Genomic DNA, 19,379 nt, shown 5'->3' on the forward strand with positions numbered 1-19,379 from the left:
TGTGCGTCTGCACAGTTTAGTCCGGGGTCAACAGCGTGCCGATAGTGCTTGCGCACAGGGCGTCGTGTGGCGTGTCTAGGCGACAATGCTGCGCTTGAGTGGCAACCCCATAACAACAACGAGGAGACTTGCATGGTACTGGTTCTAATTCTGGTGGCATTGATTGCATTTATCGTGCTCTCGACAACCCGCCTCAAACTGCACCCTTTTCTGGCGTTATTGGCGGCGGCTTTCCTCGCAGGTTTTGCCTATCAGGTGCCGGCAGTTGAAATCGTCAAAACCATCACCGCAGGTTTTGGCGGGATTCTCGGCTACATCGGTATCGTCATTGTGCTGGGCACCATCATCGGTGTGATTCTCGAGCGCAGCGGCGCGGCTATTACCATGGCTGAAACGGTGATTCGCATCCTCGGTGAGCGCTTCCCCACGCTGACCATGAGCATCATCGGTTATCTGGTGTCTATCCCGGTGTTCTGTGACTCCGGTTATGTGATTCTCAACTCGCTTAAAAATGCCCTGGCCGCGCGGATGAAAATATCCGTGGTCGCCATGAGCGTGGCGCTTGCGACCGGTTTGTACGCGACCCACACCTTTGTACCGCCAACGCCGGGGCCGATTGCCGCTGCCGGTAATCTGGGCCTTGAGTCATCCCTCGGATTAGTCATTGCTGTTGGCTTGTTCGTGGCGATGGTGACGGCGCTCGCTGGCATGCTCTGGGCTAATCGTTTTCTCAAGTGCTCCGACGATGATCTCCTCGAAGAAGCGCCAAGCGAACTGCTGGCGGACGATATCGACTTTGATCAGCTCAAAGCCAGTTACGGCACGCTGCCAACTGCCTGGCAGGCATTTGCGCCGATCTTTCTGCCGATTGTGCTGATCTGCCTGGGCTCGGTTGCGGCATTTCCAAGCAAGCCCGTGGGCGAGGGCGGTTTATTCACTCTGCTCAACTTCCTCGGTCAGCCAGTTGTTGCCTTGCTGGTTGGTTTGGCACTGGCCTGCACCCTGCTCAAGGGCGAGGGCAAGCGTCAGCAGTTCCACGATCAGGTAGCGGAAGGCCTCAAGGCGGCTGCGCCGATTCTGTTGATTACCGGCGCCGGTGGTGCGTTTGGCGCCATGCTGAAAATCACCCCGCTGGGCAGCTATCTGGGCGAAAGCCTGTCGGCGCTGGGCATTGGCTTGTTTATGCCGTTCCTCGTGGCGGCCGCTTTGAAAACTGCGCAGGGCTCCTCAACCGTCGCGCTGGTCACAACTTCGGCAATGGTGGCCCCGCTGCTGGGTAATCTGGGGCTGGACAGCGAAATGGGCCGCGTACTTACCGTAATGGCAATCGGCGCGGGGGCAATGACCGTGTCGCACGCCAACGACAGCTTCTTCTGGGTCGTGAGCCAGTTCAGTCGCATGAAGGTATCAACCGCTTACCGCGCGCAGACCATGGCGACTTTGGTGCAAGGTGTCGTCGGCATGTTGACCGTCTGGCTGCTCAGCTTCGTGCTGCTCTGATCCTGCCAACTTATGGCGCCTGCGTGGCGCCATTTGCACGTGAGAGGTTTTATGAAGATTGTCATTGCACCGGACTCATTCAAGGAAAGTCTGAGCGCGCTGGAAGTAGCCGAGGCAATTGCCAAAGGCTGGGCGTCGGTTTATCCGGATGCTGAAATTTGCCTGTTGCCAATGGCTGATGGCGGCGAAGGTACGGTTGATGCCTTGTTGGCAGCAACAGGCGGCGAGCGCCGCGAGTGTCAGGTTCGCGGCCCGCTCGGCGCGCCGGTTCAGGCGCATTGGGGTTGGCTTGCTGGTAACACGGCGGTTATTGAAATGGCCGCAGCCAGTGGCCTGCATTGGGTGCCGAGTGGCCAGCGTGATGCGACGGTCACCAGCAGTTACGGCACCGGTGAGTTGATTCGCGAAGCGCTGGACGGCGGCGCCAAGCGCATCATTCTTGGTTTGGGCGGCAGTGCAACCAACGACGGCGGCGCTGGTTTGCTGCAAGCGTTGGGCATGCGCCTGCTCGATCGCAATGGGGCTGAGCTGGCTGCCGGTGGCGCAGCGCTCGCCCAGTTGTATCAGATTGACATGGCTGGCCTCGATTCGCGTTTGCTCGGGGTGCAGGTCGACGTTGCCGCCGATGTGGATAATCCACTGTGTGGTCCGCGCGGCGCTTCCGCCGTGTTTGGCCCGCAGAAAGGTGCGAGCCCGGAGCAAGTCGCCAGCTTGGACGCGGCACTGCAATCCATGGCAAATGTGGTGGCGGCAACCTTGGGCGAAGACTTCAGTCAGGTGCCGGGCGTAGGGGCGGCCGGTGGGCTTGGTTTTGCCGCCAAGGCGTTCCTGCGGGCAGGCTTCAGGCCGGGTATCGAATTGGTTGCCGAGTTGTCGGGTTTGGCAGAGGCCGTTCAGGGCGCTGATCTGGTCATTACCGGAGAAGGGCGCCTGGATGCGCAGAGCCTGCATGGCAAAACCCCGGTGGGCGTTGCACGCGTGGCGCAGGCAGCCGGTGTGCCGGTGATTGCGCTGGCCGGAAGCCTTGGCGAGGGTTATCAGCGGATGTACCCGGTGGGTATCGACGCTGCATTCAGCCTGGCCCCCGGACCGATTACGCTGGAACAGGCCTGCGCGCAGGCGGCTTCTGAATTAACTGCCCGGGCAGCCGATGTTGCCCGCGTATGGCGCATGGCCCAGTCGGCTCGTTAGCCGATAGGCGCGCCGAAGTTTGTGTGGCGTTGCGTGACATTTTGCTCGCTGGCGCGTTCTAATAGTAGAAACCCACGGGAGTTATACCTATGCGCAATTCCAGTTTAATCATCGCTTCATTCGCTGCCGTGGCCTTAACGCTCGGCGGCTGCGCCTCGAGCCTGACCGGTGACACTTATTCGCGTGACGAAGCGCGGGCAGTGCAAACCGTTCGGCTGGGCACGATCGAGTCGTTACGTCCGGTGAAGATTGAAGGCACCAAGACGCCAATCGGCTCCGGTGCCGGTGCTATCGCTGGCGGTGTTGCAGCCAGCAGCATTGGCCACGGTACCGGCAGCGCAGTGGCTGCGGTGATCGGTGCAGTGGCGGGCGGCCTTTTGGGCGCGGCAGCAGAAGAGGGCTTGACCCGCACGCAGGGTGTGGAAATCACCGTGCGTGAAGACGATGGCAGTATGCGTGCTTATGTGCAGGAAGTTGAAGAGAACGAAATCTTCCGCGTCGGCGAACGCGTCCGAATCATGAGCGTTAACGGCAACAGCCGCGTCACGCATTAAGCAACCTGAAGCCGGATCAATCTTGAGCAAGCGCTGAGATCGTACGTCGTAGAAGATTGGCTGGGCTAAGTCGCCATCTGCAACTTTTGCCCAACTGCTCATGCACGCGTTAGCTTTTCAGTGGCTGTTTCGGTGATCCGGCTTTTTCATGCGTGCTGTTTGGTTGTGGCCGGCAGGTCAGAAATAGACGTAAATGCCGCAGCAGTTAAATTCAAGCGGCTGTTCGGGGTATAGTGCCGCGCACCATATCGGCTGGTAATGTGCAGGCCCTATATTCAAGTGTGAATTGGCCCAAGGTGTGGGCCAATAGCTTTTAGTAATAATTCTATTCATGACGCGGTGCTCATAGCCGCGAATAATCTATAAATTATTGTGCTGTAGCAAAGGTTTAGCTCTGTGCGTTAAGTGCAGACAGTCTTGTTCGAACTGCAACGGATGGCTCAACAGTTTTTAGCTGACGCTATCAGTGTGGAGTTTTTTGAAGTCTATTGCCCGGCGAATTTTTTGTGCCGGGTGTGTTTAAGGGGTTTCGTCTATGGCGCTCGCGCTGATAATCGCCTTGCCGTTTCTTGGGGTGATCCTGCCGCTACTTGCAGAACGACTGGGGCGTTCGGCATGCGCAGTTGCCACGGCAATCGCGCCGCTGACCGCGCTGGTCATGTTGCTCTCCGAGCAGTCGCGGGTGTTCTCAGGCGAAATTCTGCGAGCCAAGGTTCAGTGGCTGCCGGAGTTGGGGCTTAATCTCAGCCTGCGCCTTGACGGCCTTGGCTTCCTTTTCGCCGTGCTGATTCTCGGCATTGGCTTGCTGGTGATTCTCTACGCGCGCTATTACCTGTCGAAAAAGGAGCCGATGGGGCGCTTCTTCGCCTTTCTGCTGCTGTTCATGGGCGCCATGCTTGGTGTGGTGCTGTCGGAAAACCTGCTGTTGATGATGGTGTTCTGGGAACTCACCAGCCTCTCATCATTCTTGCTCATCAGTTACTGGAACAACCGCTCGGATGCCCGTCGTGGCGCACGCATGGCGTTGACCATTACCGGTGGCGGCGGCCTGGCGTTGCTTGCAGGCGTGCTCCTGCTTGGGCATATCGCCGGTAGTTTCGAGTTGTCTCAAGTGCTGGCCGCCGGCTACGCGATTCGCGCGCATGAACTGTATCCGGTGGCGCTGATCCTGATTTTACTTGGGGTGTTCACCAAGTCCGCGCAGTTCCCGTTTCACTTCTGGTTACCGCATGCCATGGCCGCGCCGACGCCGGTGTCGGCGTATCTGCACTCGGCCACTATGGTCAAGGCCGGTGTATTCCTGCTGGCGCGGCTGTATCCAGTGCTGGCGGGCACCGACTGGTGGTTCTACATCGTCACGTTTACCGGCCTCACCACCATGTTGGTGGGCGCTTGTATGGCGCTTTTCCAGCATGACCTGAAGGGATTGCTGGCGTATTCGACCATCAGCCATCTGGGTCTGATTACCATGCTGTTCGGCCTCGATACGCGCCTTGGCGCGGTCGCCGGCATATTCCATATCATCAACCACGCGACCTTCAAGGCGTCGTTGTTCATGGCGGCCGGCATCATCGACCATGAAACCGGCAGCCGCGACATGCGCCGGATTAACGGCATGTGGAAATACATGCCGCACACCGCAATGCTGGCGATGGTGGCCGCGCTGGCGATGGCCGGGGTGCCGTTGCTCAATGGCTTCCTCAGCAAAGAGATGTTCTTCAGCCAAACCCTCAACCAGCACAAACTGGGAAGCTTCGATTGGGCGGTGCCGGCGCTGGCGACCTTGGCGGCAGTGTTCTCGGTGGCTTACTCGCTGCGGTTTATTCACGACGTGTTCTTCAACGGCGAGCCGATCAACCTGCCCAAGTATCCGCCGCACGAACCGCCGCGCTATATGAAAGTGCCGGTCGAGATTCTGGTGTTCCTGTGTCTGCTGGTGGGCATTGCGCCGGCATACACTGTGGCGCCGTTGCTGGCTGCTGCCGCTTCGGCCTCGCTTGGCGGTGAGCTACCTGAATACAGCCTGGCCATCTGGCATGGTTTGAACCTGCCATTGATGATGAGCTTCGTCGCCTTGCTGTTCGGTATTCTGGTGTACACCTTCCGGCAGCCGCTGTTTCGCTGGTATGCAGGCTTACCCAGCATGGATGCCAAGGATGTATTTGAAGATTGCATGAGAGGCTTCGTCGGCTTTTGCCGGGGCATTACCGGCGGTCTTGAAAACGGCTCATTACAGCGCTACATTTCGCTATTGCTGGCCAGCGGCATGATCGTGCTGGTGATCGGTCTGGGCAGTTTGCCGACGCTGCAGGGGCCGGTTGCGCTCAGCCCGATTGACGGCATTACCGCTCTTGGACTGGGCATCATGGCGCTGGCGGCACTGGTCACTGTGATCTTCCATCGCCAACGCCTGGTTTCGTTGCTGATGCTCAGTGTGGTCGGCTTGATGGTTGCCTTGGCCTTCGCACGCTATTCGGCGCCCGATCTGGCCCTGACCCAGCTTTCAGTCGAAGTCGTGACAGTGGTCTTGCTGATGCTGGCGCTGTTCTTCCTGCCTGCCGTGACCCGAGTCGAGTCGAGCAGTATCCGCGGTCTGCGTGACTTTGTGCTGGCCATTGGCGGCGGTGTAACCGTTGCCATGCTCGCCTTTGCGGTACTCACGCGGCCGTATGACAGCATCGCTGGTTTCTTCCTCGCCAACAGTATGTCCGGTGGCGGCGGCAGCAACGTGGTCAACGTGATTCTGGTCGACTTCCGTGGCTTCGATACGCTGGGCGAAATCAGCGTTCTGGCGATTGCCGGTGTCGGCATCTACGCCATGCTTGATGGCCTCAAACTAATCCAGCCGATTGCCGATGCCGATGGCCGCAATTGGGCGCGTGATCGCCATCCGCTGATCCTGGCTACATTGTCGCGGGTCCTGTTGCCGATGGCGTTGCTGATCTCGGTATTCATCTTCCTGCGCGGGCACAATTTGCCGGGCGGCGGCTTCATCGCAGGCCTGGTAACTTCGGTTGCACTGATTTTGCAGTACGTCGCCAGCGGCGTGCAGTGGACCCAGTCGCGCCTGCCGCTCAACTATCACCGCATGGCGGGCGCCGGCGTATTGCTGGCTGGCCTGACCGGTCTGGGCAGTTGGGTATTCGGCAAACCATTTTTGACCACGGCATTCGGCCACTTCCACATCCCGTTGGTGGGTGATGTGGAGTTGGCGACCGCCATGCTGTTTGATCTTGGCGTCTACCTGACCGTAGTCGGGGCCACTCTGTTGATACTCGCTAACCTGGGCAAGCTGACTCAGGACAAGCCTGGAAAAGAGGTACTTTGATGGAAGCCATATTTGCCAGTGCACTGGGCATCCTCACCAGCAGCGGTATTTACCTGCTCCTGCGCGGCCGCACATTCCCCGTCGTCATGGGCTTAACCCTGATCTCCTACGCGGTGAACCTGTTTCTGTTTGCCATGGGACGCCTGCAAACAGGCGTGACCACCGTCATCAGCGAAGGCGCCGATTATGCCGACCCCTTGCCGCAAGCGTTGGTGCTGACGGCCATTGTAATTGGGTTCGCCATGACCGCGTTCGTCGTGGTGCTGGCACTTCGCAGCGTCGGTGAAACGGAATCCGACCATGTAGACGGCCAGGAGCCTGGCAAATGAATCATGCGGTAATTGTGCCTATTCTGCTGCCGATGTTTGCTGGCAGCCTGTTGTTGTTCGGTGCGCGTCTGAGTATGCCGGTTAAACGAATGATCTCGTTTGCCGTGGTGAGTGTGCTGGTAGTGCTGAGTTTCTGGTTGTTGGCCGCAGCCAACAGCGGCGACCTGACGGTTTACTCGCTGGGCAACTGGCCGGCGCCGTTCGGCATCATTCTGATGCTCGATCGGCTGAGCGCGCTGATGTTGGTGGTCACGGCGGTGCTGAGTTTCTTTGCCATGTTTTATGCCATGCGCGGCGATGATGAGCGCGGGCGTAACTTTCATGCGTTGTTCCAGTTTCAGTTGATGGGCATCAACGGTGCATTCCTCACCGGCGACCTGTTCAACCTGTTCGTGTTCTTCGAGATTCTGCTGATCGCCTCCTACTCGCTGTTGCTGCACGGCGGTGGGTCCGAGCGGGTCAAGTCGGGTCTGCACTATGTCGTACTTAACCTGGTAGGGTCCTCGTTCTTCCTCATCGCCGTGGGCGTGCTGTACGGCATTACCGGCACCCTGAACATGGCCGACATGGCGCTGCGTGTAGCAGAAGCCGGGCCGCAAGAAGCGCCGTTGCTTGGCGCGGCTGGCATGCTGTTGTTGGTGGTGTTTGGTTTGAAAGCGGCGTTCCTGCCGCTGTATTTCTGGTTGCCGCGTGCCTACGCTGCAGCCAGTGCGCCGGTGGCCGCGCTGTTTGCGGTCATGACCAAAGTGGGGCTGTATTCGATTTTGCGCGTCTATACGCTGATCTTCGGCGATGACGCAGGCCCGCTCGCCAACATGGCGCAGGACTGGCTCTGGCCATTGGCATTGCTGACCATCGGCCTCGGCGCAATTGGCGCACTGGCAGCGCGTAATCTGCACCGATTGATCGCCTATCTGGTGGTAGTCTCGGTCGGCACCTTGCTCGCCGGCATTGCGCTCGGCACCCCTGACTCGCTTACCGCTGCGCTTTATTACCTGGTTCACAGCACCTGGATTTCGGCAGGCCTGTTCCTGTTGGCCGACTTGATTTCGCGTCAGCGTGGGGTGAAAACCACCGAGTTGATTCAGGGCGCAGAGCTGCAAAATCCGTATCTGCTTGGCAGCCTGTTCTTTATCGGTGCGATCAGCATCGCCGGCTTGCCGCCGTTCTCAGGCTTTCTTGGCAAGATACTGCTGCTGCGCTCGGTCGATCCCGATTTGCAGGGGTTGTTCCTGTGGCCGACGGTGCTCATTGGCGGGCTGATGACCATGATCGCCCTCAGCCGCGCGGGCAGTATGCTGTTTTGGCGGGTTGGGGTTAGCCAACTCGACAGCGCCGAGCTGGATTACGGTCGCCTGTTTGCCTGTGCGTGCCTGTTGCTGCTCAGTCCTGTGCTGGTTGGTGTTGCCGCGCCGCTGCTTGATTACATCCGTGCAACGGTTGCCCAACTGCACAACCTGCCGCTCTATTACCAGTTGGTTCAGCCAGGAGGTGGCGCATGAAAGCGCGGCGATTCCTCCCGCATCCACTCCTCAGCCTGTGCTTGATGGGCGTATGGATGCTGTTGATGAATGACATGACCTTCGGCCATTTGCTGCTTGGGGCCATCTTGGGCTGGTTGATTCCGTTGGTGACTCAGGTTTTCTGGATCACCCCGCCGCGGATCTATCGGCCGTTCCGCCTGTTCCGGTTTTTCTTCTTGGTGCTCGGCGACATCGTCGTCGCCAACCTGCAAGTGGCCAAATTGATTCTGGGGCCGACCTCGAAACTGCGTCCGGCATTTGTCGAGATTCCCATGCTGCTTGAAGACGAGTTGGCGCTGACCATGCTCGCCAGCATCATCTCGCTGACGCCTGGCACTGTGTCCGCCGATCTCAGCGATGACCGTAAAACCTTGTTGGTGCACACGCTCGATGTGGCGGACGATGAGCAATTGATTGCTGAAATTAAAAGTCGCTATGAAGCGCCGCTGTTGGAGGTGTTCACATGCTCGACTACGTAATTGCGCTGTGCCTGTTGATGCTCGGTATCGCCCTGATACTGACGTTGGCGCGGTTAATCAAAGGGCCGGATCTGCCAGACCGGATTCTCGCGTTGGACACGCTCTACATCAATTCGATTGCCTTGTTGGTGTTGTTTGGCGTTTGGTTGGGCAGCGATCTTTATTTTGAAGCTGCACTGCTGATTGCCGTGATGGGCTTCATCGGCACCGTGGCCGTAGCTAAATACCTGCTGCGCGGCGACATCATTGAATAGGGAGGTGTGCGTATGAGTACTTGGATGGAAATTTTGGTCGCGATCTTCCTGTTGCTCGGCAGCGTATTTAGCCTGGTCGGCGCTATCGGGCTTTACCGCCTGCCAGACTTTTTCATGCGCTTGCACGGCCCGACAAAAGCCACAACCCTTGGCGTGGGCGGAATGGTCATCGCCTCGATGATCTACTTTGCCGGTCAAGAACAAGGCATCAGCTTGCATGAACTGCTGATTACCCTGTTTCTGTTCATCACCGCGCCCGTCAGCGCACACATGCTGGCCAAGGCTGCTATGCAGCAAAAGCTGTCCATCAGCGAGCAGACCCGCGGTAAGCCCTGGGAGCAGTGAGTCTGTAGGCCGGAGGTTGGAATCCGCTTGCGGCTTCCGACATGGCGATTTAACTGATTCACTCGACGGCATCGGCGCCTCCGCAATCGCCCGACGGATTGCGTTGCTGCGCGCCGCTATCCATCCTCCGGTCTTTTATTCCTACCTCATCGTGTGTTTGCGCCGGAGGTTGGAATCCGCATCGCGGCTTCCGACATGGCGATCCAACTGATTCACTCGACGGAATCTGCGCCTGTGAAATGGCTCGACGGATTGCGTTGCTACGCGCCGCTATCCATCCTCCGGTCTTTCATACATAGCTCATTGTTCGTTTGTCGCTGGAGGTTGGAATCCGCATCGCGGCTTCCGACATGGCTATCTGACTGATTCACTCGACGGCATCTGCGCCTGTGAAATCGCCCGACGGATTGCGTTGATTCGCGCCGCTATCCATCCTCCGGTCTTTCATTCATGACTCATTGTGTGTTTGTCGCCGGAGGTTGGAATCCGCATCGCGGCTTCCGACATGGCGATTTAACTGGTTCACTCGGCGGCATCGGCGCCTGTGAAATGGCTCGACGGATTGCGTTGCTGCGCCACTATCCATCCTCCGGGCTTTTATTCTTGTGCATCGCTCTTGCGCACAGTTCCTGTGCGTGACTGTACCTGTGCAGCCTCCATTCGCTCTATTACACTGGCGTATTTTGCTGGGGTCAGACATGGGTGCGCAGGGTAGAGGGGTGGCAGTATTCTGTCTGTTGGTCGCGATGGCCTTGTGGGGCAGCTCGTTTATCGCCCTCAAGTTGGCTTTTGCCGAGCTTCCGACAATGTGGGTCATCTTTGCGCGGATGTTGCTCGGTAGTTTGATCTTTCTGCTCGCCTGGCGCTGGCGTGGACGCATCGAATACCGTCAGGGCGACTGGAAATACCTGCTCGGTCTGGCTGCCTGCGAACCTTGTTTGTACTTCATTTTCGAGGCACTGGCGCTGCAGAACACCAGCGCGTCACAAGCCGGCATGATCACCGCCTTGCTGCCTTTGCTGGTTGCAGTAGGCGCCTACGCCTTTCTGCGAGAGCGCATTACGCGCACCACACTGGCTGGCTTCATTGTTGCGGTAGTGGGCGCCGTGTGGCTGAGTTTGGCGGGCAGTGCTGATGAGCATGCGAGCAATCCGCTGCTGGGAAACTTCTACGAATTTCTGGCGATGGTCTGCGCAATGGGTTACACCTTGCTGCTCAAGCACCTTAGCGGCCGTTATTCGGCATTCATCCTCACGGCCATGCAAGCCTTTATCGGCGCGTTGTTTTTCCTGCCGCTGGCGGTGGCGCAGGCTCCTTTTCCCGAGCAAGTATCCGCTCAGGGCATCGGTGCGCTGTTGTATCTGGGGATTATTGTCACCGTTGGCGCCTATGGGCTCTACAACTTCGGGGTGAGTCGGTTGCCTGCGAGTCAGGCGTCCGGGTTCATCAATCTGATTCCGGTGTTCACCCTCATATTTGCCATGCTGCTCCTTGGCGAGAGCCTTAACGTGACGCAAATGTGTGCTGCCGTGCTGGTATTTGCGGGTGTTGCGCTGAGCCAGTGGCGCAGTACACCGCCGGTTCCCGCTGGCGTTCTGGACTGAGGAACTAAATATGGATTGCAGAGAGTGGGCCCGCGAGGCCATCCGCATTATCGAAGCGGATTTTCAGCGCAGCGCCGATACCCATTTGATTCCGCTGGCGATGGCGGGGCTGCCCGGAATCGAATTGTACTTCAAGGATGAGTCCAGCCATCCCACTGGCAGCCTTAAGCATCGTCTGGCCCGTTCGCTGTTTCTGTATGCATTGTGTAATGGCTGGCTCAAGCCGGATGCGCCGGTGATCGAGGCGTCGAGTGGCTCAACGGCGGTATCGGAAGCGTATTTCGCAAGGCTATTGGGCTTGCCGTTTATTGCGGTCATGCCGGCCAGCACGTCCAAGGCCAAGATCGAGCAGATCAGCTTCTACGGCGGCCAATGCCATCTGGTCGATGACCCGATGCAGATCTACAGCGAGTCCGAGCGACTGGTCCGTGAAACCGGTGGCCATTTCATGGATCAGTTCACCTACGCCGAACGCGCGACGGACTGGCGGGCCAACAACAACATCGCCGAGTCGATATTCCAACAGCTAAGGTTTGAGCGCCATCCCGAGCCGACGTGGTTGGTTTCCAGCCCCGGCACTGGCGGTACGCTGGCTACGCTGGGCCGGTATGTGCGCTACCGACAGCACTGCACCCGGGTATTTTGTGCCGACGCCGAGCGCTCGGTGTTCTTTGATGCGTATCGCACCGCAGACAGCAGCCTGACGCTGGATTGTGGTTCGCGAATTGAAGGCATTGGCCGCCCGCGCGTTGAGGCCTCGTTTTTACCCTCGGTGATCGATGCGATGGGTAAAGTGCCAGATGCCTGGTCGCTGGCGGCCATGCATTATCTGGCGCAGCGCTTAGGGCGTCGGGTGGGTGGTTCGAGTGGGACCAATCTGATCGGCTCGTTGATCGTCGCCGAACGGATGGTTGCCAGCGGTCAGCCGGGTTCGATCGTGGCCATTTTGTGTGACGGCGGCGAGCGTTATGCCAGTACGTATTACGACGACGCGTGGCTCAAAGCTCAGGGGTTTGAGTTGGAACCGTTGATTGAGCAGATAGCTGCTTGCGCAGAACGCGGTGAGCCGTTGCCAGCGTTTGCGACAGTTGGGTTGTAAGTGGCCTGTTGATTTGTATCTTGCCGGAGGTTGGAATCCGCATCGCGGCTTCCGACATGACGATTCGACGGGTTCACTCGACGGCATCGGCGCCTGTGAAATCGCCCGACGGATTGCGTTGCTGCGCGCCGCTATCCATCCTCCGTGTGATTGGGTTTTGCGCAGATTTTCGAATGGTGGGTTTTTTCGGAGGTTGGAATCCGCATCGCGGCTTCCGACATGGCGATTCGATGGGTTCACTCGGCGGCATCGGCGCCTGTGAAATTGCTCGACGGATTGCGTTGCTGCGCGCCGCTATCCATCCTCCGTATGATTGGGGTGTGTATTTTCGGTCGTAAACGCTGACGCTAAGCCTGATTTTTGGGCGTTCTCTGGTCACTTTTTCGCCCTTACGGCGAGTCACTTTTGCCAAGCGAAGCAAAAGTAACCCAAAATTCTATTCCCCTCCATTGGGCCTCGCTGCGCTCGGCTTCCCGCATTCCATCGTTGCTCCGTGGGCACGCCGCGATGGGCCGTCCTTGGCCCAGCGCGGCTCTCGCAGCATCCATGCTGCTCAACCCACTGCACAACGATTGCATTTGGCCTGCTGGCAAGGGGCGTTGGCGGTGTCTGGGCTATCGCGTAAATGAACTGCAGACATGCAAGTGAGCAGATGAAGCTTTGTTTCAACTCCTGCACAGCGCATTCAGTTCAAACAACTCGGTCATCTGTTCCGTCAGGAGGCTGAGTGTAGGTGTTGTGGAGTTGGGCATTTGGCAAGGACGCCAAATGAGCCATCAAGGGACAGGGACGTCCCTTGATGGCGACCAACGGAGCGGCGCCGGCGCGAGGGAAGTTTTGCGCAGCAAAACCCGCATGCCGGGTGCGTTTTCTCTTTGGTTACTCTTCTCTTTGCGCAAACAAAGAGAAAGTCACTCGCCGTAAAGGCGAAAGGCTGACCAAAGAACACCAGCCATTCCGGCTTAGCGACAGCGTTCAAAAACCGAGAAGCAGCGCAATTCGTCGTGCGATTGCGAAGGCGCAAATGCCGTCGAGTGAACCAGTTAGACCGCCATGTTGGAAGCCGCGGTGCGGATTCCAACCTCCGGCGCCCACCATTCGAAAACTCCGCGCACATCTCGAACCAACGGAGGATGGATAGCGGCGCGAAGCAACGCAATCCGTCGAGCGATTGCGAAGGCGTCGATGCAGACGAGTGAATCAGATAGACCGTCATGTCGGAAGCCGCGGTGCGGATTCCAACCTCCGGCAGCCCACCATTCGAAAATTCTGCGCATATCTTGACCGAACGGAGGATGGATAGCGGCGCGAAGCAACGCAATCCGTCGGGCGATTGCGGAGGCGCCGTTGCAGCCGAGTGAATCAGTTAGACCGTCATGTCGGAAGCCGCGATGCGGATTCCAACCTCCGGCGGCCACCATTCGAAAACTCCGCGCACATCTTGACCGAACGGAGGATGGATAGCGGCGCGCAGCAACGCAATCCGTCGAGCAATTTCGCAGGCGCCGATACCGCCGAGTGAATCAGTTAGACCGCCATGTTGGAAGCCACTATGCGGATTCCAACCTCCGGCATGAAACAAGGCCATCGCTGATTAACTATGGCCTGCAATCAGCTCAGACCAGCTCGCCCCACATGTCGTATTCGTCGGCGTCGACGATGACTACGCGGACTTTGTCGCCCGGTTTCACGTCTGTGGTGTTGAGGAATACGCTGCCGTCGATTTCCGGGGCATCGGCGTAGCAGCGAGCTACGGCGCCCTGATCATCAACCTCATCGATCAACACTTCCATTTCCTTGCCGACTTTGAGCTGCAGGCGTGCCGCGCTGATCGCTTGCTGGTGCGCCATGAAGCGGTCCCAGCGATCCTGCATGACGTCGGCAGGTACGTGGTTGTCGAGCAGGTTGGCGGAAGCGCCTTCAACCGGCGAGTACTGGAAGCAGCCGACGCGATCCAGCTGAGCTTCGGTCAGCCAGTCGAGCAGGTACTGGAAGTCTTCTTCGGTTTCGCCGGGGAAGCCGACGATGAAAGTCGAGCGAATGGTCAGCTCAGGGCAGATTTCACGCCATTTCTTGATGCGTGCCAGAGTCTTGTCTTCAAACGCCGGACGCTTCATGGCTTTGAGCACTTTCGGGCTGGCGTGCTGGAACGGAATATCCAGGTACGGCAGGATCTTACCGGCGGCCATCAGCGGAATCAGCTCGTCCACGTGCGGGTACGGGTACACGTAATGCAGGCGCACCCAGACGCCCATGCTCGACAGCGCTTCGCACATCTCGGTCATGCGGGTTTTCACCGGCTGGCCGTTCCAGAAGTCAGTCTTGTACTTCACGTCAACGCCGTAGGCGCTGGTGTCTTGCGAGATTACCAGCAGCTCTTTAACGCCGGCTTTAACCAGGCGCTCGGCCTCGCTCAGCACGTCACCCACCGGGCGGCTGACCAGCCTGCCGCGCATGGATGGAATGATGCAGAAGCTGCACGTGTGGTTACAGCCTTCGGATATTTTCAGGTAGGCGTAATGGCGCGGCGTCAGTTTGATGCCCTGTGGCGGCACCAGGTCGATTAACGGATTGTGATCCTGACGCGGTGGTACGACTTCATGCACGGCATTAACCACTTGCTCGTACTGCTGCGGGCCGGTGACTGACAGCACGCTTGGGTGCACGTCACGGATCGAGCCTTCTTCGACGCCCATGCAGCCGGTGACGATTACTTTGCCGTTTTCGGCGATGGCTTCGCCGATCACTTCAAGCGACTCGGCCTTGGCGCTGTCGATGAAGCCGCAGGTGTTTACCACCACGACGTCGGCGTCTTCGTAAGTCGGCACGACTTCGTAACCTTCCATGCGCAACTGGGTCAGGATACGTTCGGAGTCCACCAGTGCCTTTGGGCAACCCAGTGAAACGAATCCGACTTTAGGAGCGGTGGTGGACATGCGGCGAACCTCTGGCTACGAGCGGCGGACACAGAGAGCGTCCGTTGATCAAAAAGTGCGCAATTTTAGCGGCGAAGCGCGCGTAAGAGAAGGGCTATGTGTCGAGTTTTTTGCTGATGCAAGCGCTTCAGGGCGGGTATTCAGGCGTTAAATTGCCTGTTGCTCGCTTAACTGACACATTTTTGCGGTATTGCGCATAACCCCCTGGGGTTATTGGTCTTGCTGGCAAATCGCCCTAGTCTCGCTAAAACCTCCAAATAACCATAAATCAGAGGTCATCCCTCATGGCAGGATTGGCAGACAGTGGCGTACAAACGCCAGAACTTCCCTCACGCGGATATCTCGGCTGGGCGTTGCTCATCGTTACCGTACTTATAACGCTGTGGCTTGGCCCGCTCGACAAAGGTGAGGCGGCGCATGCCGGCTGGCTGAGCTTGCTGCCAACCTTTATGGTGCTGGTGCTGGCGTTGACCATGCGCCGCACGCTGGAGGCGTTGGTCGGTGGCTGCCTGTTCGGTTATCTGATGCTCGGCGGCACGGACTTTATGGTGCAGTTTGCCGACACTGGCCTCAAGGTCATGGGTAATCCGACCATTGGCTGGATCATTCTGGTCTGCGGGTTTCTCGGCAGCCTGATCGCGCTGCTGGGTTTGTCGGGCGCCACGCAAGCATTCAGCAATTGGCTGGGTGATCGCGTCAAAGGTCGTCGCATGACCTTGCTCAGTGCCTGGGGCCTGGGTTTGGTGATCTTCATCGACGACTACCTCAACGCCTTGGCCGTAAGCGCCTCGATGCGCAAGCTGTGCGACCGTTTCAAAATCTCCCGGCCCATGCTGGCTTATGTGGTCGACTCAACTGCCGCGCCGATGTGTGTGTTGGTGCCGCTCTCAACGTGGGCGATCTACAGTGCCGGCCTGCTTGAAGGCAACGGTGTTGCGGAAAAAGGGCAGGGGCTGGCCTTGTACATGGAGGCGGTGCCTTACATGTTCTACGCCTGGATTGCCTTGTTGATGGTGCCACTGGTTGCCATCGGCCTGATCCCGGCGTTGGGTCCGATGCGTACCGCCGAGCGCCTGACTGCTGAAGGCAAAGCGGTTATTGAAGACTCCGATCTTGATATTCCCGCCTCACAGGCCACGCCGCGTCTGATCAACTTCTTCCTGCCTCTGGCCTCGTTGATTGGCTTCACCCTGTTTTTCGATGTCGATGCGCTCAAGGGCACGGTATGCGCATTGCTGCTGACCATTCTGCTTTACGCAGCGCAGCGCCTTGCCACCCATGAGCAGCTGTTCGATGCGGTGCAAAAGGGTTTTCAGAGCATGTTGATGCCGCTCGGCATCGTGGTGTCTTCGTTCGTGTTGCAGGACATCAATGAGCAACTGGGCCTGACAGACTTCGTTATTCAGGGGCTGGAGCCGCTGATGACGGGTAACTGGTTGCCTGCCGTGGCGTTCCTGACCCTGAGCCTGATCACGTTCACTACCGGCTCGTTCTGGGGCACGTTCGCTGTTGCGTTCCCGATCATTCTGCCGCTGGCCGGTGCGCTGGATGCCAGCATGCCGTTGACCATTGGCGCGATCGTATCGGCTGGCGCTTTTGGCAGCCACGCCTGTTTCTATGGCGATGCTACGGTTTTGTCGGCCAAGGGCAGCGGCTGTACCGCGCTGCAGCATGCACTGACACAACTGCCTTATGTGCTGATTGCCGCCGGGCTTAGCACTGTTCTATTTATCGTGATGGCTTAAGGAGCGGCTTATGCGACGCACAGCGTTTTTCAGCAAGGAAATCTGTTTCTGGCACGATCCGGGTCCTTGTGGTCCGTTCGACAAGCCGGGTGGTTTTATCCAGCCATTGGCAGCAGCCGAGCATCCTGAAACCAAGCGGCGGATTCGCAACCTGCTTGAAGTCAGCGGTTTGCTTGAGCAGTTGCAGCAACCGCGCAGTACTCCGGCGCGGATGGAAGATCTGGCGCGCTTTCACACCCAGCGCTATCTCGACTGGCTGCAAGCCGAGAGCAAGAAGAACTTCGGCGATGCCGGCGATTGCGCGCCGTTCCGTCAGGATGCCTTTGAGATTGCCAGCCACTCTGCTGGGCTGGCGATTGACGCCATGCGCCATGTCTTGAAAGGCGAGGCGGATAACGCCTACGCCCTGACACGTCCGCCAAGCCATCACGCCGAACGTGATCGTGGCCGTGGTTTCTGCTTGCTTGGCAATATTCCGGTGGCAATCGAAACCGTGCGTGCGGAAGGTCTGGTCAAGCGGGTAGCGGTTGTCGATTGGGATGTGCACCACGGCAACGGCACCGAGCAGGCGTTTTACGACAACGCCGAGGTGCTGACGATTTCCCTGCATCACGAGCACAACTATCCGGTGGACAGTGGTGATGCCTGTGATCGCGGCGAGGGTGATGGCTTTGGCTATAACCTGAATATTCCATTGCCGCCTGGCTGTGGTGGCGGTGCATACCGCGCCGCATTCGAGAAGCTGGTGTTACCGGCGCTGGAGCGTTTCCAGCCGGACATGATCGTGGTGGCGTGTGGCTTCGATGCCGCTGCATTCGATCCGCTGGGCACCATGTTGCTGACCAGCCTTGATTACGCGTGGATGACCGGTCAGTTGATCGAGGCCGCCGAGCGTCTATGCGCGGGCCGTTTGGTCATGACTCACGAAGGTGGTTATTCGGAAGGTTATGTACCGTTTTGCGCGCAGGCGGTTCTGGAGACGTTGTCCGGAATCAAAACAGCAGTCGTCGACCCGGCCGCCGAAGACGTCAGTCGCTGGGGTGGGCAAAATGTGCAACCTCATCAGCTGGCATTGATTGAATCCTTGCAAGGTCATCTGGACGATATCTCGGCTGGCTGACATGCTTAGCGGATGACTAATTCATCTGACCTAAGCCCGTTCACGCCTCTGGTTGCCGCCGTGCGCCAGGGGCGTGTCTTTGAGGTGCTGCCAAGCGTGATGGCAGAGGCTTTTGCCAATTGTAGCTTTGCGCTGTTTCTGTTCCGCCCCGATCGGGCACCCATCTGCCTGGTGGATAATCTGGGTGAAGAGAACCGCAAGGCGGTCATCGAACCTTATATCGACGGCATGTACTTGCTGGACCCGCTTTATCACCACGCCATTCGCTTTCCGCAAGACGGTCTGGTTACGCTGGATCAGTTGATGCCGGAAGGCTTTCGCCATTCCGATTACTACCGCCACTATTACGCGAGCATCGCCCTGCAAGACGAGCTGATGCTGTGCTACAGCATGGAATCGGTGGTGCTGGTGTTATCGCTGGGCTTTTACGGTTGTCGCAGCCCGCGTGGCCTGAAACAGCAGCTAAGCCACGTGCAACCGTTGCTCGGCGCATTCATCAAGGAGGCAGCGGGCAATCTGGTGTTGGCCGATGTATCGGAAAGTGTGCCTGAGTTGCTAGGGGAGTTGGAGGGGCAGGAGGCGTTGAGCCCGCGTGAGCAGCAGGTGGCGCAACTGATCTTGCGCGGCTTTGCCGGGAAGGCGATTGCGCGGCAGCTGAATATCAGCCCTGAAACGGTGAAGATTCACCGGCGGCACCTGTACCGCAAACTCGGCGTGGCATCCCAGGCCGAGTTGTTCGGGCGCTTTCTTAAAAGTCGCAGCTTTGCGCCTTTATGAGCTTTTGCGCTCTGGCAACATGCGCGTCAGAGTGTTGTCGCGGCTGACATAGTGGTGGAACAGGCCGGCGAGCGCGTGCAGGCCAATCAGCCAATAGCCGGTGGTGCCGGCCAACTCGTGCCAGTATTTGATCTCTTTGGCGAGGTCCGGATTTTTACCCACCAGTGGCGGCAGTTCCATGCCGAAAAACGGGATGGGTTTGCCTGCGGCACTCAAGATCAACCAGCCCGCGAACGGCGCGCCGAGCATCAGTGCATACAACGCCAGATGCATGAGCTTGGCCGGTATGGCTTGCCACTGTGGAATCGCCGGTTGAATCTTCGGTGTCGGCGCAATAATTCGCGCCAGGATACGCAGCCAGACCAAGGCAAACACTGAAAGCCCAAGCATGAAGTGCCACTCTTTGAGCAGGTCTCGCGTCTCGCTGCCTTTGGGGAAGTTACCCTTCAGCTCAATGCACGCATACACCGCCGCAATCAGTACCAGCATTAGCCAGTGCAGACTTATCGAGAGGCTTCCGTAGCGATTCTCAGTGTTTTTCCAGGTCATGATCTCGACTCAAACAGGTTAATGAAGTCCTTATGATAATGGCTCA

At 58.2% G+C, this 19,379-nt stretch carries 16 protein-coding genes; 14 read left to right on the forward strand and 2 right to left on the reverse strand.

Annotation, left to right across the window (positions count from 1 at the left end; all coding sequences use genetic code 11):
• The first annotated feature begins 132 nt into the window (after positions 1–132).
• The 11 genes from FEZ62_RS17130 (at position 133) to FEZ62_RS17180 (ending at position 12,206) form a co-directional block, all read left to right on the forward strand.
• The gene (locus tag FEZ62_RS17130; RefSeq protein ID WP_069899292.1) at positions 133–1,500 is read left to right on the forward strand and encodes a GntP family permease; all 1,368 of its coding nucleotides are present in this window, start codon (positions 133–135) and stop codon (positions 1,498–1,500) included.
• A 51-nt stretch (positions 1,501–1,551) separates the two neighbouring features.
• On the forward strand, positions 1,552–2,691 hold the full coding sequence (locus FEZ62_RS17135; RefSeq protein ID WP_172929161.1) for a glycerate kinase: 1,140 nt from the start codon (positions 1,552–1,554) through the stop codon (positions 2,689–2,691).
• 89 nt (positions 2,692–2,780) lie between these two features.
• Positions 2,781–3,245 (forward strand): glycine zipper 2TM domain-containing protein, encoded by a 465-nt coding sequence (locus tag FEZ62_RS17140; protein WP_069899288.1) that lies wholly within the window; start codon positions 2,781–2,783, stop codon positions 3,243–3,245.
• Positions 3,246–3,780: 535 nt separating this feature from the next.
• Positions 3,781–6,573 carry a monovalent cation/H+ antiporter subunit A gene (locus FEZ62_RS17145; RefSeq protein WP_172929163.1) on the forward strand — a complete coding sequence of 931 codons (2,793 nt, stop codon included), beginning with the start codon at positions 3,781–3,783 and terminating at the stop codon, positions 6,571–6,573.
• Complete coding sequence (locus FEZ62_RS17150) at positions 6,573–6,902, forward strand: Na+/H+ antiporter subunit C (protein ID WP_090508714.1); 330 nt, start codon at positions 6,573–6,575, stop codon at positions 6,900–6,902. Before FEZ62_RS17145 ends, FEZ62_RS17150 begins: the two co-directional genes overlap by 1 nt.
• Positions 6,899–8,404 carry a monovalent cation/H+ antiporter subunit D gene (locus FEZ62_RS17155; protein WP_172929165.1) on the forward strand — a complete coding sequence of 502 codons (1,506 nt, stop codon included), beginning with the start codon at positions 6,899–6,901 and terminating at the stop codon, positions 8,402–8,404. The genes FEZ62_RS17150 and FEZ62_RS17155 overlap by 4 nt, the downstream gene beginning before the upstream one ends.
• Positions 8,401–8,904: a Na+/H+ antiporter subunit E gene (locus FEZ62_RS17160; RefSeq protein WP_069899283.1), complete on the forward strand. Its 504-nt coding sequence runs from the start codon at positions 8,401–8,403 to the stop codon at positions 8,902–8,904. Before FEZ62_RS17155 ends, FEZ62_RS17160 begins: the two co-directional genes overlap by 4 nt.
• On the forward strand, positions 8,889–9,158 hold the full coding sequence (locus FEZ62_RS17165; RefSeq protein ID WP_069899281.1) for a K+/H+ antiporter subunit F: 270 nt from the start codon (positions 8,889–8,891) through the stop codon (positions 9,156–9,158). The genes FEZ62_RS17160 and FEZ62_RS17165 overlap by 16 nt, the downstream gene beginning before the upstream one ends.
• 12 nt (positions 9,159–9,170) lie before the next feature.
• On the forward strand, positions 9,171–9,503 hold the full coding sequence (locus tag FEZ62_RS17170) for a Na+/H+ antiporter subunit G (protein ID WP_090508712.1): 333 nt from the start codon (positions 9,171–9,173) through the stop codon (positions 9,501–9,503).
• Between the two features lie 698 nt (positions 9,504–10,201).
• Positions 10,202–11,107 (forward strand): DMT family transporter, encoded by a 906-nt coding sequence (locus FEZ62_RS17175; RefSeq protein ID WP_172929167.1) that lies wholly within the window; start codon positions 10,202–10,204, stop codon positions 11,105–11,107.
• Between the two features lie 10 nt (positions 11,108–11,117).
• Entirely contained in the window at positions 11,118–12,206 is a 1,089-nt protein-coding gene (locus FEZ62_RS17180; protein ID WP_172929169.1) for a PLP-dependent cysteine synthase family protein, read from the forward strand.
• A 1,616-nt stretch (positions 12,207–13,822) separates the two neighbouring features.
• Here the strand turns inward: FEZ62_RS17180 and rimO are convergent.
• Positions 13,823–15,142, reverse strand: coding sequence for a 30S ribosomal protein S12 methylthiotransferase RimO (gene rimO, locus FEZ62_RS17185; RefSeq protein ID WP_090508708.1), 1,320 nt, complete (start codon positions 15,140–15,142; stop codon positions 13,823–13,825).
• A 284-nt stretch (positions 15,143–15,426) separates the two neighbouring features.
• On the opposite strand from rimO, the gene FEZ62_RS17190 reads away from it, so the two are divergent.
• Genes FEZ62_RS17190 through FEZ62_RS17200 form a run of 3 tightly spaced genes read left to right on the forward strand, consistent with a single transcriptional unit; the run spans position 15,427 to position 18,784 of the window.
• Positions 15,427–16,887 carry a Na+/H+ antiporter NhaC family protein gene (locus FEZ62_RS17190; RefSeq protein ID WP_242454986.1) on the forward strand — a complete coding sequence of 487 codons (1,461 nt, stop codon included), beginning with the start codon at positions 15,427–15,429 and terminating at the stop codon, positions 16,885–16,887.
• A gap of 10 nt (positions 16,888–16,897) precedes the next feature.
• Positions 16,898–18,007 (forward strand): class II histone deacetylase, encoded by a 1,110-nt coding sequence (locus FEZ62_RS17195; protein WP_069899269.1) that lies wholly within the window; start codon positions 16,898–16,900, stop codon positions 18,005–18,007.
• A gap of 12 nt (positions 18,008–18,019) precedes the next feature.
• Entirely contained in the window at positions 18,020–18,784 is a 765-nt protein-coding gene (locus FEZ62_RS17200) for a helix-turn-helix transcriptional regulator (RefSeq protein WP_172929171.1), read from the forward strand.
• Here the strand turns inward: FEZ62_RS17200 and FEZ62_RS17205 are convergent.
• Complete coding sequence (locus tag FEZ62_RS17205; RefSeq protein WP_069899265.1) at positions 18,779–19,333, reverse strand: cytochrome b; 555 nt, start codon at positions 19,331–19,333, stop codon at positions 18,779–18,781. The two genes, FEZ62_RS17200 and FEZ62_RS17205, sit on opposite strands and share 6 nt — an antisense overlap.
• Positions 19,334–19,379: the final 46 nt, after the last annotated feature.

Origin of the sequence: Pseudomonas sp. MS19 (assembly GCF_013277615.1) — a bacterium.
Lineage (GTDB): Bacteria > Pseudomonadota > Gammaproteobacteria > Pseudomonadales > Pseudomonadaceae > Aquipseudomonas > Aquipseudomonas marincola.

What these genes read in the sequence shown, in the direction of transcription:
- FEZ62_RS17155 (WP_172929165.1), top strand. Translation starts at nt 6,899, where the DNA reads ATGAATCATGCGGTAATTGTGCCTATTCTGCTGCCGATGTTTGCTGGC.
- FEZ62_RS17145 (WP_172929163.1), top strand. Translation starts at nt 3,781, where the DNA reads ATGGCGCTCGCGCTGATAATCGCCTTGCCGTTTCTTGGGGTGATCCTG.
- rimO (WP_090508708.1), bottom strand. Translation starts at nt 15,142, where the DNA reads ATGTCCACCACCGCTCCTAAAGTCGGATTCGTTTCACTGGGTTGCCCA.
- FEZ62_RS17205 (WP_069899265.1), bottom strand. Translation starts at nt 19,333, where the DNA reads ATGACCTGGAAAAACACTGAGAATCGCTACGGAAGCCTCTCGATAAGT.
- FEZ62_RS17140 (WP_069899288.1), top strand. Translation starts at nt 2,781, where the DNA reads ATGCGCAATTCCAGTTTAATCATCGCTTCATTCGCTGCCGTGGCCTTA.
- FEZ62_RS17180 (WP_172929169.1), top strand. Translation starts at nt 11,118, where the DNA reads ATGGATTGCAGAGAGTGGGCCCGCGAGGCCATCCGCATTATCGAAGCG.
- FEZ62_RS17150 (WP_090508714.1), top strand. Translation starts at nt 6,573, where the DNA reads ATGGAAGCCATATTTGCCAGTGCACTGGGCATCCTCACCAGCAGCGGT.
- FEZ62_RS17190 (WP_242454986.1), top strand. Translation starts at nt 15,427, where the DNA reads ATGGCAGGATTGGCAGACAGTGGCGTACAAACGCCAGAACTTCCCTCA.
- FEZ62_RS17135 (WP_172929161.1), top strand. Translation starts at nt 1,552, where the DNA reads ATGAAGATTGTCATTGCACCGGACTCATTCAAGGAAAGTCTGAGCGCG.
- FEZ62_RS17175 (WP_172929167.1), top strand. Translation starts at nt 10,202, where the DNA reads ATGGGTGCGCAGGGTAGAGGGGTGGCAGTATTCTGTCTGTTGGTCGCG.
- FEZ62_RS17130 (WP_069899292.1), top strand. Translation starts at nt 133, where the DNA reads ATGGTACTGGTTCTAATTCTGGTGGCATTGATTGCATTTATCGTGCTC.
- FEZ62_RS17195 (WP_069899269.1), top strand. Translation starts at nt 16,898, where the DNA reads ATGCGACGCACAGCGTTTTTCAGCAAGGAAATCTGTTTCTGGCACGAT.
- FEZ62_RS17160 (WP_069899283.1), top strand. Translation starts at nt 8,401, where the DNA reads ATGAAAGCGCGGCGATTCCTCCCGCATCCACTCCTCAGCCTGTGCTTG.
- FEZ62_RS17165 (WP_069899281.1), top strand. Translation starts at nt 8,889, where the DNA reads ATGCTCGACTACGTAATTGCGCTGTGCCTGTTGATGCTCGGTATCGCC.
- FEZ62_RS17170 (WP_090508712.1), top strand. Translation starts at nt 9,171, where the DNA reads ATGAGTACTTGGATGGAAATTTTGGTCGCGATCTTCCTGTTGCTCGGC.
- FEZ62_RS17200 (WP_172929171.1), top strand. Translation starts at nt 18,020, where the DNA reads ATGACTAATTCATCTGACCTAAGCCCGTTCACGCCTCTGGTTGCCGCC.